Origin of the sequence: Lysinibacillus sp. Ag94 (genome assembly GCF_023242215.1) — a bacterium.
Classification (GTDB): Bacteria; Bacillota; Bacilli; order Bacillales_A; family Planococcaceae; genus Lysinibacillus.
Genome location: NZ_CP096780.1, coordinates 1,542,155 through 1,556,472, shown reverse-complemented (window position 1 = coordinate 1,556,472; position 14,318 = coordinate 1,542,155). Strand labels below are relative to the sequence as shown.

General features: G+C 38.2%; 11 protein-coding genes and 1 other RNA gene. 2 read left to right on the top strand and 10 right to left on the bottom strand.

Features of this window, described 5'->3' with window-relative positions; translation table 11 throughout:
- Positions 1-47: 47 nt before the first annotated feature.
- The 8 genes from MY533_RS07015 to MY533_RS06980 all read right to left on the bottom strand — a co-directional run bounded on the left by MY533_RS07015 (position 48) and on the right by MY533_RS06980 (position 9,212).
- Positions 48-1,184, bottom strand: a complete 1,137-nt coding sequence (locus MY533_RS07015; protein ID WP_132359068.1) for a THUMP domain-containing class I SAM-dependent RNA methyltransferase — start codon at positions 1,182-1,184, stop codon at positions 48-50.
- 3 nt (positions 1,185-1,187) lie between these two features.
- Positions 1,188-2,927: a GGDEF domain-containing phosphodiesterase gene (locus MY533_RS07010; protein WP_248718519.1), complete on the bottom strand. Its 1,740-nt coding sequence runs from the start codon at positions 2,925-2,927 to the stop codon at positions 1,188-1,190.
- Positions 2,928-3,220: 293 nt separating this feature from the next.
- Positions 3,221-3,601: RNase P RNA component class B (rnpB, locus tag MY533_RS07005), an RNA gene on the bottom strand.
- A gap of 60 nt (positions 3,602-3,661) precedes the next feature.
- Complete coding sequence (gpsB, locus tag MY533_RS07000; RefSeq protein ID WP_132359074.1) at positions 3,662-3,955, bottom strand: cell division regulator GpsB; 294 nt, start codon at positions 3,953-3,955, stop codon at positions 3,662-3,664.
- Between the two features lie 118 nt (positions 3,956-4,073).
- A complete protein-coding gene (locus MY533_RS06995) occupies positions 4,074-5,330 on the bottom strand; it encodes a ribonuclease H-like domain-containing protein (RefSeq protein WP_248718518.1) in 1,257 nt (418 codons plus the stop codon).
- 350 nt (positions 5,331-5,680) lie between these two features.
- Positions 5,681-7,945 (bottom strand): DEAD/DEAH box helicase, encoded by a 2,265-nt coding sequence (locus tag MY533_RS06990; RefSeq protein ID WP_248718517.1) that lies wholly within the window; start codon positions 7,943-7,945, stop codon positions 5,681-5,683.
- Positions 7,920-8,303 carry a YppE family protein gene (locus MY533_RS06985; RefSeq protein ID WP_248718516.1) on the bottom strand — a complete coding sequence of 128 codons (384 nt, stop codon included), beginning with the start codon at positions 8,301-8,303 and terminating at the stop codon, positions 7,920-7,922. Before MY533_RS06985 ends, MY533_RS06990 begins: the two co-directional genes overlap by 26 nt.
- A 714-nt stretch (positions 8,304-9,017) precedes the next feature.
- Positions 9,018-9,212 (bottom strand): hypothetical protein, encoded by a 195-nt coding sequence (locus tag MY533_RS06980; RefSeq protein ID WP_053482465.1) that lies wholly within the window; start codon positions 9,210-9,212, stop codon positions 9,018-9,020.
- Positions 9,213-9,624: 412 nt separating this feature from the next.
- Between MY533_RS06980 and recU the strand changes: the two genes are divergently transcribed.
- Positions 9,625-10,275, top strand: a complete 651-nt coding sequence (gene recU, locus MY533_RS06975; protein WP_248718515.1) for a Holliday junction resolvase RecU — start codon at positions 9,625-9,627, stop codon at positions 10,273-10,275.
- Positions 10,272-12,992 (top strand): transglycosylase domain-containing protein, encoded by a 2,721-nt coding sequence (locus tag MY533_RS06970; protein ID WP_248718514.1) that lies wholly within the window; start codon positions 10,272-10,274, stop codon positions 12,990-12,992. Before recU ends, MY533_RS06970 begins: the two co-directional genes overlap by 4 nt.
- A 351-nt stretch (positions 12,993-13,343) precedes the next feature.
- Here MY533_RS06970 and MY533_RS06965 read toward each other — a convergent pair whose 3' ends face one another.
- Positions 13,344-13,658 carry a YpoC family protein gene (locus MY533_RS06965; protein WP_248718513.1) on the bottom strand — a complete coding sequence of 105 codons (315 nt, stop codon included), beginning with the start codon at positions 13,656-13,658 and terminating at the stop codon, positions 13,344-13,346.
- Positions 13,655-14,317, bottom strand: a complete 663-nt coding sequence (gene nth / locus MY533_RS06960; RefSeq protein ID WP_049666611.1) for an endonuclease III — start codon at positions 14,315-14,317, stop codon at positions 13,655-13,657. Before nth ends, MY533_RS06965 begins: the two co-directional genes overlap by 4 nt.
- Position 14,318 lies beyond the last annotated feature (1 nt).

Below are 14,318 nucleotides of genomic sequence, written 5' to 3'. Positions count from 1 at the left end.
CGACGAAACGGAAGATAAGAAAAAATCTTATCTTCCGTTACCGTTTGTTAATCTCTTTTAGACTTTTGTCCCCAGAACTGGTAATAATTTGTTTCAATAAAGCCATTGAATAATTTACGCTTCTTCGTCGATTGACGACCGTACAATTCCTCAAAGTTTTTCATTGAAGACAGCATGTATACAGACCAAGTCGGATAGTTTTTCATGACTTTTCCTAAATCACGAATGACCTGCTCCACGACTTCGATGTCACCAATACGCTCTCCGTATGGTGGATTACCAATCATAACACCATCTGTTAGCTGTGTTGTAAAATCACGTGCTTGCATTTGCTTGAACGTAATCATATCACCAAAGCCCGCTTCTAATGCATTTTCTTGTGCAATACTCACCATACGATGATCTATATCAGACCCGATAATTTCTAATGGCTGATCGTAGTTCGCTAAGCTATCCGCTTCATCTCGCACTGCATCCCAAATTTTTGCCTTCATCCATGGCCAATTCTCTGAAATAAATTCACGATTATAGCCTGGTGCAATATTTTGGCCAAACATCGCTGCTTCTAATGCAATTGTCCCTGAACCGCAGAATGGATCAACAAATGGTCGATTCGGATTCCACTTTGAAATTTGTACAAGTGCCGCTGCTAATGTTTCTTTTAATGGTGCTTCGCCCTGTGCTTGACGATAACCACGCTTATGCAAGCCAGCACCCGAAGTATCAATAGTAAGTGTCGCCACATCTTTTAAAATTGAAACTTCTATTTTATACGTTGCACCTGATTCATCTAAAAATCCTAAACGCTTGTAATGTTGTTTCATGCGCTCTACAATTGCTTTTTTAGTAATTGCCTGACAATCGGGTACACTAAATAATTTGGATTTAACAGATTTCCCCGATACCGGGAAAGCTGCATCAACTGGTAAGTATTTTTCCCAAGGTAGCGCTTTTACACTTTCAAATAATTGTTCAAAAGATTTAGCAGGGAACTGTCCTACAACGATCTTTACTCGGTCAGCTACACGCAACCATAAGTTTGTCCGTGCTATGGCCGTTTCGTCACCTTCAAAATACACTTTGCCGTTATCGACTGTTGTTTCATAGCCTAACGCCTGTACCTCTTGTGCTACAATAGACTCTAGTCCCATTGCTGCAGTTGCTACTAATTTATAGTTTGCCATACACTAATTCCTTCCTTGATGTTCAATTTCCCAATACTCCATAAACTCAATAAGTTCGTGAAGTGGCAACGGTTTGCTGTAATAATAACCTTGAATTATATCACAGTTCATTTTACGTAGTATATCCACTTGTTGTGCTTGTTCTACACCTTCAGCAACAACTTTCATTTTTAGACGATGCGACATTTGAATAATTGCATCCACTACTGCCTGTTTTTCATCGAGTGAGCCAATATGCTGAATAAAGCTTCGATCGATTTTTAAATAATCCAGGGGGAAGCGCACCAGATAACTAAGGGATGAATAACCTGTCCCAAAATCATCAATAGAAATTTTAAAGCCCATTTTCTTCAGTTGCACAAGTTTGCTAACCGTTTCATTGGCACTGTTCATTACAGTACGTTCTGTAACTTCGATTTCAAAATTGTTAGCAGGCGTGTTATAACGCTCTAATATTGACTGAACAGAGTCTAAAAAGTTTTGTTGCTTAAAGTGAATACTTGAAATATTAATAGCAATTGGCGTTTTGTAGCCACATTGACGCATCTCTATAACTGCTTCACAAGCTTTTTCTATGATCACTTCACTTAAAGGAATGATTAATCCTGTTTCCTCAGCATACGGAATAAATTCTGCTGGAGAAACAAATCCTAGTCTTTCACTATTCCAACGAACCAGTGCCTCTAACCCTTGAATTTCATCATTTTCCATAGATACTTTAGGTTGGAAGTGCAAATCAAATTCCCGGTTTTCGATTGCTCTTCGTAGTTCTGAATCTAATAATAAAACACGCTGAGAGTCAGTCTTCAATTCATCAAAATAAAAAGCATAGTCGTTAAGGCCATTCTTTTTTGAATATGTCATTGCCTTGTCAGCACAATGAATCAATTGCTCCGTTGCTTCACCATCTAATGGATACATACTAATACCAATACTCGTAGAAATAAAAATATCTTGACCATTAATATCCAAAGGCTGTTCAATAATCCCAATAATTTGTTCAGCAAAATTTGCGGCTTCTTTGGCATTCTTCACGTTTGTTAACGTTATAATAAATTCGTCACCACCATATCTAGCAATGATATCTTTATTTTTCAATAATGTTTTTAAGCGCTTTGCCACTTCTACTAGAATGGTATCTCCGACCGCATGACCTAACGTATCATTAATTTGCTTAAATCGATCTAAATCTAAAAAATAGACTGCATGCTGTACTGAATGAGAAATAGTAGAAGTTGATTCTAGTAGATTATCCATTCTTTCAATATATGCAAATCGATTTGATACTTCCGTTAATGAGTCAGTTAATAAACGCTTTTCTAGTTCATTTTCTACTATTTTTCTCTCAGACAAATCTGTGAAAATGCCACAGTAATTTGTAATTTCTCCTTCATCATTGGTTATACCAACAATTGTTAACCATTCTGGATATACGTCTCCTGTTTTACGACGATTCCATATTTCCCCCTGCCAATTGCCTTCTTGTCGTATCTTTTGCCACATATCTAAATAAAATTGCAATTCGTGAACACCTGACTGTAGAACGGCTGGCGTTTTTCCAATCACTTCATTACGCTTATAGCCGGTAACAAATTCAAATGCAGGATTGACCAATTCTATTCTTTTCTCTTTATCCGTAATCATAATGCCTTCAGATACATTTTCGAAGATTTTTGTCATTAAAGCAGTAGGATATTTGGAAATCGAATTTAGCTTCTCCAGACTATCGTTCACTCCGTTCATGTTTCCGCTCCATCCTATCTCTCTTTACTACCCTTATTTTTCAGAAAAGCGCTTTTGCGTCAGTCTACTCGTATGTAGACAATATGTACATCGTTGCGATAATAGTTTATTAGATGTTTATGTTTTGAATCGTAGCGACAGGGGCATGACCAACAGTGTACAGCCTTATTCTCAAACGTATATCGCGCATGCCTAGACATGATTAACAAGTAACTTTTTCTTACTGTATTCAAAAGAAAAGCTCTCCACCAAATTGGAGAGCGCTTGTCATTTCATAATAAGCATCAATAAAATTCCATAAGCCATGTTTTGTTCCCGAGTACTCAAACAGCTATCGCCTCGTACGACCGGGTAGTAATCATCTATCTACAGAGCAAGCTCTGTCCCTCTATCCGTTCAATTCCTTCAAGAGAGTGCCCCTACCATAATTTGGGTTTCTCACTCGTGGGGTTTACCTCGTTCCACCTTGCTTGTTTCCAAGCAAGCTACGTCACTGTGGCACTTTCAGGAAGTTTCAACCATATCATTAAGACTTAGGTTTTCCTTCCGCCGTCAGCCTTTACAGCTGCCTTACCTTATTTTTTCAGTAAGCACGAACACTACGGTCATCTCAGAACCGTGCGAGCATGGACTTTCCTCTACGACGTCTAGCGCCGCAGCGATTACCAGAATTTCATGATGATAAAAAGATTATACTAGAGTTTTATGATAAATACAATATATTTGACAAAAAATTATTCGTACAACTTACTACCAAATACGTGTTTCTCTAAATTCGAAAGACGTTTTAAAATATCAAAGTTTGTCGTACCAGTAGCAGATGCAACAGGTTGTCTCTTAGGAGTATTATCAATTTCTTCTTTTAGCTGTTTATTTTCTTCACGAAGTTGGGCCACCACTTTTTCAAACGTTTCATAATCTTGTATTATTTCATCAAGAAATGAATCGACTTCTTCAACATTGTAGCCTTTAAAATTTTTCTTAAATTCCTTTTCAAGGATCATTTTTGACGTTAATTTAATATCCATTCACATCGCCCTTCCTCACACTACATACGTTACATTATAGCACACTTCATCATATTATATCGTTTGAAAACATCAAATGTAAGGCTAAACTTGTCGTTTCTTGCGCTTACCCGGGAAATTATTTCTTATTTCCTAATCTGAGTAACCTCTTTTCCCAAGAAATTTCCCATTTCTCCTTTTGTTCTACTCTCCATTGCTCATTCTTTTTAATTAATTTTATGCCCTCTTGCGTATAATAAATGGCCTGGTTATAATCTTTCATTTGATGTTCATATATCATAGCGAGCTGTTCTAATACATGCAACTTTTTTCGTGAATCAACGAAATGAAGAGCAGCCACAAATGCATCGATTGCTTCACTAAACTTTTTATTTCTTTTATGCTGGATTGCTAAATAATATTGTGCATTTCCTGCTTCGAGTGCATCAAATTGGGTCGTTACCTTTTCCAAAACTTTTACGCTCTGTGAACCCTCTTTTAAATCAGCATACCATTTCCCGATATTTGTAAACGTTTTTGCCGATTCTTCGCTTGCCTCCTCAAACAGCAAATTTGTAGAATGGACATAAAGCGTAATCAGTGAAAGTAAATCCCATTCATTGTGAAGAAGGACTTTCATAAGTGCATCTGGTACACCGCTTTTAATGGCATCTAAATAAATGATTGGTGCTAGATATCCAGGTATATCTCCAATACGGGAAAAGCCAAGCTTCTCTTCTTCCACAGATTTTAATTTCATTCGTTCCATATCATTTTTCCATAAACGCTTTGAACTATGCAACAAATCAATTTGCCGCTGTGTACGCAATTTAGGTAATTCTTTTTGATGGAGTGTCCAACGTGTTTCAAGTTGCGGCCAGTCAAAGCTTTTTCCATTGTAGGTAATTACCGTTGCTGTTTTTTGCCAAAGCTTCGATTCAAAAAGTAACGCGGCCTCATGAGCAGGATCGGCTAGAATAAATTGCGTTAAAATAAAGCTTTCATCTTCTTTTGACACTTCTAAAAAGCCCAGAAGAAAAATTTGTGTACCTACACCCTTTAACCCAGTCGTTTCCGTATCAAAAAACAATACTTTTTCATTCATTGCTAACGCATATGGATGTTCGAACTTTGCCTTTTGCCATTTTCCTAATGCATCAAAAAATGACTGCAATTTATAATGACCATGCTGATAACTAAATGGATAACGCACTTGTCGTTTAAAAACAATACCGAAATCATTTTCTACAACCGTTAAGCCCGCTTTTTCCCACCGCTCTGTATAGCTTGGAGCAATAGGCTTTTGATAAACAGGTTTTTCCTCTTTTTTTATAGTTGTTGTCGTTTTTTTACCGAGCATTTTTTTCATTTGTAAAATTTTATTTTCGTAAGACATTTCCTTCACTCATTTTCTGCATGTAAAATTGCTAAAATTTGTGTACGTTTTTCTTTGCTTGCTATAAACTATTTTGAGTTTTTACCACAAGTATAACTTATAGTAATCATAGTGCAACTTTTAGCTAAAAAGGACGTGATTTTTAGAAGGGCTAGACGAGTACTCTTGTCGTTTTGATTTCGTCGTAGAGTACAGGCCAATTTAGTGGATAAAGTTAATAATTGAAATCTATTTGACTAATAGTAGATTTTTCGCTGAAATTGAGCAACCGGGAATTGATTTATACACGAATGAAAGAAGAGGACTTAGGAATAGTATTAGACTTTTTCCTATCAAGCCCTCTTTGTACTTTAATTTAAAACTTGAAGCAGCTCTATTACTTTCTTCTTCCCCTGCTGCAAGCTATCTTGAGCTCCTATACACGATGGACAACCTGATTCACAAGCACAGCTCATTACATGGTGCTGAGTTCTCGATAATAGCTCTTCCCATAGTTCATAAACTTTTTCACTTAGACCAATACCACCAGGATACTTATCATAAACAAAAAACGTCGGTTGCTCATTATGAGTTGCCTTTACTTGTGGGACAACTGCTACATCACTACTATCACATTGAATAAACAAAGGTATGAACGCATTCATCGCATAGGCAGCTCCAGTCATGGCATCCGTAAGTTCCGCCTCTGACCATTTTTCTAGCGCAGAGAATGATAGCCACGATGAGCTTGTATGCATTTCGTCAGGCGGTAAATGAATAGGACCAGAACCGATATTATCGTGTGTACCGAAGCGTATTTTTTTAAAGATCGTTGCCTGCGCGACTAACCCAACATCACCGAAGCCAATAACTCCACCCTGATAATCTCGGCTCCGATCTTCCTCTAGCACCTTCATCTCTACTGCTAAATTTGCATCAGTATAGTAATCGACATCTACTTCTCGTACAAAGGCTTTCTTTTCTTCCCAATCAAGTTTTTCTACTTGAAATTGTATGCCTTGATGCAAATAGATCGCCTCTTCATGAAGCAATGTCATCGCACTATGACGATCCATTTCACCGATAACCTTTGTTTGTGCAGGAATAGTCATATCAATTATCACAACATTTTCTTGTGAAGCAGAACGAAGACTAATGTCATGTGCCGGGAAACGGTCACTCATCCAATGCCACTTCTCACTCGTTTTAAAAACAACGCCTTCCTCCGCTAAATAGGCCAGTAACTCCTGAATCTCATATTCACCATACATATCATGTACGGAAAATGGTAGCTCAAACGCTGCACATTTCAAATGATCCATTAAAATCAACATATTTTCAGGATAAATACGCGCTTCCTCTGGTGCACTGCCAAGTAAAAAAAGTGGATGGTTCACTACGTACTGGTCAAGTGCTGCCGATTGCGCTACATAAATGATTAGCGCCTCGTCCTGACGACGACCAGCACGACCCGCTTGCTGCCAAGCACTAGCGATATTTCCCGGGTATCCTGTCATGATACATGCTTGTAATTGGCCAATATCAACGCCTAATTCCAGCGCATTTGTACTAACCACCGTTTGAATAGTACCATCACGAAGCCCTCGTTCAATAACACGTCGCTCAGAGGGTAAATAACCACCACGATAACCTCTCACCGATTCATCTAAAAGCTTATTGCGTGTAAGCTCCTTTAAATACGTCACAATCATTTCTACTCGCACACGACTTTTGGCAAAAATAATCGTTTGAATACCTGCTGTATATAATCTTTTCGCGAGATCGCTCACCTCTAAAACAGCACTTCGACGCACGCCAAATGTTTTATGGACGATTGGTGGATTATAAAAAAGAAATGTCTTTTTCCCAACTGGCGCTCCAGAATCGCTAATTAAGGCATGGCTTTCATTCGTTAAAGCTTCCGCTAACTCTTTTGGATTTTTGATCGTTGCTGATGTACAAATGAAAATCGGCTTACTGCCATAAAACTCACAAATACGTTTTAATCTTCGAATAACGTGCGCAACATGCGAGCCAAACACACCTTTATATGTATGCAACTCATCAATGACGATATACTGCAAATTTTCAAATAGTGAAACCCATTTCGTATGATGTGGCAAAATCCCTGAATGAAGCATATCAGGATTTGTCATTACAATATGCCCTGCCTTACGAACTTTTTGGCGAATGCCAGGCGCGGTATCTCCATCATACGTATAACTTAAAATTTCCTCACCGCTTTGTTCGATTAATTCATTTAAATCATTTTTCTGATCCTGCGCTAAAGCTTTCGTTGGAAATAAATAAATCGCGCGTGAATTTTTATCATTTAATATTTTTTGTAGTACCGGTAAATGGTAGCAATATGATTTTCCAGAAGCTGTTGGTGTAACGGCAGTAAAAGAAACACCCTCCATCGCATAATCAAACGCCTGACGTTGATGGGTATACAGTTGTTCTATCCCTCTTGTGCGAAGAGCCTTTACAAGTGAAGGATGTAAATTTTCTGGTAAAGGTGCATATTTTGCTTCACGCCCTTCAAGCGTTTGCCAGTGTAAAATGCGTTCCTTTAACTCCTCATCATATCTCCACTCGTTTAACAGTTCACTAATGGTCCTTTTTTTCGATAACATCTGTTTCTATCTCCTTCACTAACCTTTCAAAAATCTTTAATGTATAAGACGTTGAATGAATCGCATCTAAAAAACGCTTTTTACTCGTTTCTTTATAAAAGGATTGCACAACAAATTGCTCCATCGATTCCACCGCTGAAGCAATTTGTTGTGTATGCATATATTTTGGCTGATTTTTTTGAATCCACTTATTCGCCTCTTGCTGCCATTCCTTTAAAAGCTGGTGAATGACATCAGCGTGTGGCTTAACCTCCACAAAAAAGTCAGGAGAACGATCCTCCTCACGCATTTGCCAAAAGCGTGAAACACATTTTTCACATTCATCTATTAATTGGGAAGTTTGCTGCAGTAACAACAATTTCGCACCTCATCTCATTAATGAAGGCTCATCATCATAAAGTTGGGTTGTATCCGTTTCGGCTAAGCATTTTCCTAGGGCGTCCGAATGGAACAACCAAGGTTCTTCTGTGCAAAAGCGTAGCGACAGCAACAACCGAGGTTCGTTTGATAGCCTCTAACGCATTACTTGTCACATGTTTCAACACAACTTTTGGTGATGAACCTTAGAATTTTATCGTATTTAGGTTGAATCCATCCTTACAATAAAGATTCACCTGCATTTCCATGAGCGCAAGCGAACCTATTATTCTAAATTTCGTTCTACCTTAGTCTACAAAATTATTTATATTATATGAGTTATATTACTCCCAATGATGAATAAAAGCTCTATTTATGGCTCATCACCATAAACTTGAGATTGATTTTCGTTCGACTGTGGGAAGAGCAACGACAGCGCACAATGTTGGTCTCAAAAGAGCTATCACAGGACATATAATGTTTTTAGTCTTGTCCACTACTAGCGCATTCTCGAGGTCTTACCAGTGACTAAAGCGTTGCCCAGTCATCACATCAATCTGCCCATATAAATGGCATATCTTTCAAGATAATGACATCCCTAGCTTTTGGTGATGAGTACTATTGAAGGTACATCACTCATTGTGGTAGATAATGTATGAAAAATACTCATATTGGGTTATTTATATTGCATATGAGATAAGTGTACCAAAGTCTATCATTTTTCACTACTAATAGGCGAACAAGCATTCTTTACTTGCCAGTTCTTTTCTGCTAAGCTTACTTTCTGGCTAACAGATTTAAGCTGCATAAAAAAATTCATGCTCTGTGCGTTGTTTTCCAAAGACACTCTCGTTAACAGTAATTGATTGACCAGATCCAACTGCGCAACTAATTGTTTTAACTTGTTCAAAATAACGCCTCCTTTGCTTTAATTTATGTATTCCTCGCATGTATAAAATACCCTTCATGCGTGACAAAATAAGCGTAAGTTAGCTGAAAGAAGAAGTATTTCGATAAAATTTAATTGAACTAGTCTATTTTCGTAGTCTTCTAAATCGTCTATTAAGTAGAGAAACTAACGAGAGACCAGTTTTTTCTATAAATTCGTTTGGAAATTTCATCAGTTATTTTGACGATTCTCGAGTTATATTCCATGATATTTTTCGACTTTAAGAGGCGAAATTTGCCCAAGGATCGGTTATTTAATGGTAATTTAAACTACCGCTAATCTAGCATCAATCATACTATTATTGGAAGTGGAGAACTGCTACTTAATCATGGTAAACTATTGTATAATAGCAGTATTATAGAGGGTGAACTAAGTGACAATTCGTTATCCGAATGGGAAATTATATTCCCCTAATCCAACTGTTCAAAAAACAGCAAAAAAGGGAAAGGACAAGGATTTTTCTTTTAGTAATCGAGGGAAAACACTAGAAGATGAAATTAATGAAGCAAATGATTATTATGTAAAAAGGCGACTTGCTATCATTCATAAGAAACCTGTTCCCGTGCAAATCGTCAAAGTAGAGTACCCATCACGAAGTGCTGCAGTTATTCGTGAGGCTTATTTCCGAACACCGTCAACAACAGATTACAATGGTGTTTGGGATGGGCATTATATTGATTTTGATGCAAAGGAAACTGCTTCAAAGACCAGCTTTCCCCTAAAGAATATTCATATACATCAAATGACACATATGCAGCAAGTGACGGAACAAAATGGTGTGGCTTTTATTATCGTTCGTTTCTCAGCTTTTGAACGATATTTTATCGTGCCATACGATGTTTTACAAAAGGCCTGGCTAGCGATGGAAAACGGTGAACGTAAATCGATTCCCTTTACAACTATAGAAAAGGAAGCTTTTGAAATTCCTACAAGCTATTATCCACGGATCGATTATTTACCGATTGTTCAAAAGCTAATTGAAGCAAAAAGCCATGGTTCTGAAAGTGAGGAGATAGTAGAATGACTGAACGTCGTCCAACACGCGGTGAGCATCAAAAGGCTCTCGCTCAAAAAAATAAAAAAAGCGCTCCGAAACCATCGAAGAAAAAATGGTTCAAGCGCATTACGTTAACAATAGTAGCTGTTATAGCTGCATGTTTTATTGGAGGTGCTGGGTTATTCGCCTATTATGCAAGTAGCGCACCTGAACTAGATGAAAACTTACTGAAGGACCCAGTTTCCTCAGAGTTCTATGATAAAAACGGTGATTTATTTGCAACAATTGGTGCAGAAAATCGTAAATATGTAAAATATGAAGATATACCAGAGGATATGATTAATGCGATCCTTGCAACGGAAGATGTACGCTTTTTCGAACACGGTGGTATGGATTTTTATCGCCTGGGTGGTGCAATACTCGCTAACTTCCGTGATGGCTTCGGGGCACAAGGGGCTTCGACATTAACACAACAAGTTGTTAAAAACTCATTTTTACAAAATGAAAAAAAATTAAAACGTAAGGCACAGGAAGCTTGGCTTTCCTTCCAATTAGAACGTAAATATACAAAAGAAGAAATTTTTGAAATGTACTTTAACAAAATGCTGATGTCAGGTCGTGTTTATGGCTTCGGTACAGCAGCCCAATATTTCTATGGAAAAGAGCTAAAAGATTTAACTTTAGATGAAGAGGCATTACTTGCAGGTTTAGTACAACGTCCAAATGCTTACAATCCATTGAAAAATCCTGAACTTGCAGAAAAACGTCGTAATACAGTTCTAGGATTAATGTATCAACATGGTAAAATTACAAAAGCTCAAATGGAGGAAGCTAAGAAAGTAAACGTACAAGCTGGCCTAGCTGACGATGCGACACGTCAAAAATTCTCTGGCTCTAAATATGATGCCTTCCTTGATGTTGTTATTAATGAACTAGAGGATAACGGTGATGGTAGTGCAATGGCAGAAGGTATTAAAGTTTACACAACTCTTGATCCGAATGCTCAGCAAATTGTTGAAAATATTATGAATGATGACAGTAACTTCCCATCAAAAGAAATCCAATCGGGTGTGTCTGTCATTGATACGAAAACTGGACAAATTCAAGCAATCGGTGGCGGACGCAATTACGGGGCTGAACGCGGTTGGAACTATGCATATGACATGCATCATCAACCAGGCTCAACTATGAAACCATTACTAGATTATGGTCCAGCAATTGAAAATTTAAAATGGTCAACAGGTCAAACACTTGTGGATGAACCTATGAAATACTCAAATTCCGATCAAACTATCACAAACTGGGATAATAAGTATATGGGAGCAATAACAGCACGTAAAGCTTTATATGCTTCACGTAACGTTCCAGCTGTGAAAGCATTACAAGAAGTTGGTATTGATAAAGCTAAAGAATTTATTGGCCGTTTAGGTATTGATGCTAAAAATGTTTACGAATCTGATGCGATCGGTGGTGGGGATATTACGATGTCTCCTACGCAAATGGCTGCTTCCTTTGCAGCATTTGGGAATAATGGTGTTTACACTGATCCTCATTCAATTATAAAAATCGTTTACCGTGACGGTAAAACAACAAAAGAATACACACCAGAGCCAACTGTAGCAATGAGTGATTATACAGCTTATATGGTGACAGATATGTTACGTGATGTTGTCGGTAATAAACCTGATGCGTCAGGTACTGCAGCCAATGTACCTGGATTAGATATCGCAGGTAAAACAGGTACAACAAACTATTCACGCGCTGATTTTAATAAGCATAATTTACCGGCTACAAGTGTACCTGATTCATGGTTTGCTGGTTACACATCAAACTATTCAATCGCTATTTGGAGTGGTTATGAAAAACACTTTGATCCTATTACAACTTGGGATGAACGTCGTTTACCACAACATTTATTTAAACAAATTATGAAAGGGATTTCGGCGAACGTTGAAACACCACGTTTCAAAAAACCAAGCTCAGTTGTGGAAGCTACAATTGAAGCAGGCACAAAGCCACTTAAATTAGCAAGTAACTTTACTCCAAGTGAGAAACGTCGAACAGAGCTATTTGTCCGTGGTACAGAGCCTAAGGATGTTTCAGATGAATACGCAATGCCGGAACTTGCTTCACCTTACAATGTAAGTGCAAGCCTTGATATAGAAGGTCAATCAATCAATATTTCTTGGGAGCATGATGCAATGCTTAATCCGGAAACAAATGAACCGCTACCAACTACCTTCGAGGTATCTGCTAAACGAGAAGGCGGAAAAACTATTTCTCTTGGTACAACGGAAAGCAAAGACTTATCAATTAGCAGCAAAGAACTAGAAGATGGCAATTACACGATTTCTGTCGTAGCAGTTGTTGAGGATACACGCAGTAAACCAGGTACAGCTACCTTCCAAATAGCAGGTACGACTGATGAAGAGGATAAAGACAAAGAGCCAGATACTCCGGATAAACCTGATGTTGAGGAGCCAACAGCACCTGATCAAAATGGTAACAACGGGGACAACGGTAACCACAATGGTAACGGAAATGGTAACAATGGCAATAACAGCAACAATGGTAATGCTAATACTGGTGGCAATGGTAACGCCGGTGGGAACGGTAACGGCGGCAATACAGGAAATAACGGTACCCCCCCAGGTAACAACAACGGCAACAATAATGGTAGCAAGCCGCCAACAACGCCAACTGAACCAACCGCACCGGATGATGGTACCGGTAGTACTGAATAAAATAAAGCAGAGTAGCAAAACGCTACTCTGCTTTTTTGTTGTTGAAAATCTATATCTCTTTAAGTCAAAGTGTCAAAAAAGTATATCGCTTCGTCGGTCGCTCCCCCACCAATCAACCACATGATATAAAAATGTTTCTTTGGCAGGGCAATATTTATAGTAATAAATTGAAACTTCAAAAGATGCTTTTTTTGCGCGAAAGCGTGCAACAAACTGTGGAAGTAGCTCAACACTTTGACCACAGAAAAGCGCAAGAAATCAACATTTTAAAAATGATTTCTCGCGCTTTTAAGGTTTTGACTAGTTATGTACCAGCCTTTTTTTATATCTTTTTAGATCTATCTGTCTGTATTATTTTTTTGCAGCCTGCAAGCGTAGCCGTGCTGCTCGCTTTTTTGTTTCCTTAAATAATTCATCGAGCTGACGATAACAGGCATATTGGCCAGGCTTTGCTTTTATAAAGGTTAAGCGTTCGACACCATTAATAGGCAACACTTCATCCCCTGCATCTTGCACTAAGCGCTCAAACAATAAAATGGCATTTTCCATCAATCCTTTTGCTTCACCATTCCTTGTATCATGAGCTGCATGAATTTTGCCTTCTAGTTCTGCCCACTCTGCAAACCAAGCATCTACTTTTTCCTTTTCGAGTGCCTCTACATTCACGCTTCCTTCACCAACCCTTTCTTCAAACGTTTTTGCCCTTCTCTACAATCATCAAGTAAAGGGCAAGTGTGACAGTTAGGGTTTTGGGCTTTACAATGATAACGACCGAAGAAAATTAACTGGTGATGTGTTTTCGACCATTTGTCCATCGGTGTTTTTTTCATAATTGTTTCTTCGACTTCAAGCACTGAATCCTTCCAGCGACAAAGCCCCAATCGCTTAGAGACGCGCTCTACATGTGTATCTACTGCAAGTGCAGGAATTTCAAAAGCAACAGACAACACGACATTAGCAGTCTTACGACCAACACCAGGCAATGTAACTAGTGCTTCTCGACTTGCAGGTATTTCTCCCTCATATTCCTCTAATAGCCTTTGACATAATGCTTGAATATTCTTTGCCTTATTTCGATACAAGCCAATGGAGCGAATGTCCTGTTGTAGCTCTTCTAAGGATACAGCTAAGTAATCTTCCGGCTTTTTATATTTTTGAAACAATGTTTTCGTTACTTTGTTTACAAGTACATCTGTACATTGTGCCGATAATAACGTGGCAATAGTTAGTTCAAACGGATTGTCATGTACTAACTCACAATGTGCATCAGGAAACATACGATCCATTTCCGCTAGACAATGCTCCCATTGTTTTTTTGTTAACATG

Excerpts from the sequence above, each read along its gene's own strand:
- nth (WP_049666611.1), bottom strand. The coding sequence starts at position 14,317 with ATGTTAACAAAAAAACAATGGGAGCATTGTCTAGCGGAAATGGATCGT.
- MY533_RS06995 (WP_248718518.1), bottom strand. The coding sequence starts at position 5,330 with ATGTCTTACGAAAATAAAATTTTACAAATGAAAAAAATGCTCGGTAAA.
- MY533_RS07010 (WP_248718519.1), bottom strand. The coding sequence starts at position 2,927 with ATGAACGGAGTGAACGATAGTCTGGAGAAGCTAAATTCGATTTCCAAA.
- MY533_RS06970 (WP_248718514.1), top strand. The coding sequence starts at position 10,272 with ATGACTGAACGTCGTCCAACACGCGGTGAGCATCAAAAGGCTCTCGCT.
- gpsB (WP_132359074.1), bottom strand. The coding sequence starts at position 3,955 with ATGGATATTAAATTAACGTCAAAAATGATCCTTGAAAAGGAATTTAAG.
- MY533_RS07015 (WP_132359068.1), bottom strand. The coding sequence starts at position 1,184 with ATGGCAAACTATAAATTAGTAGCAACTGCAGCAATGGGACTAGAGTCT.
- MY533_RS06990 (WP_248718517.1), bottom strand. The coding sequence starts at position 7,945 with ATGTTATCGAAAAAAAGGACCATTAGTGAACTGTTAAACGAGTGGAGA.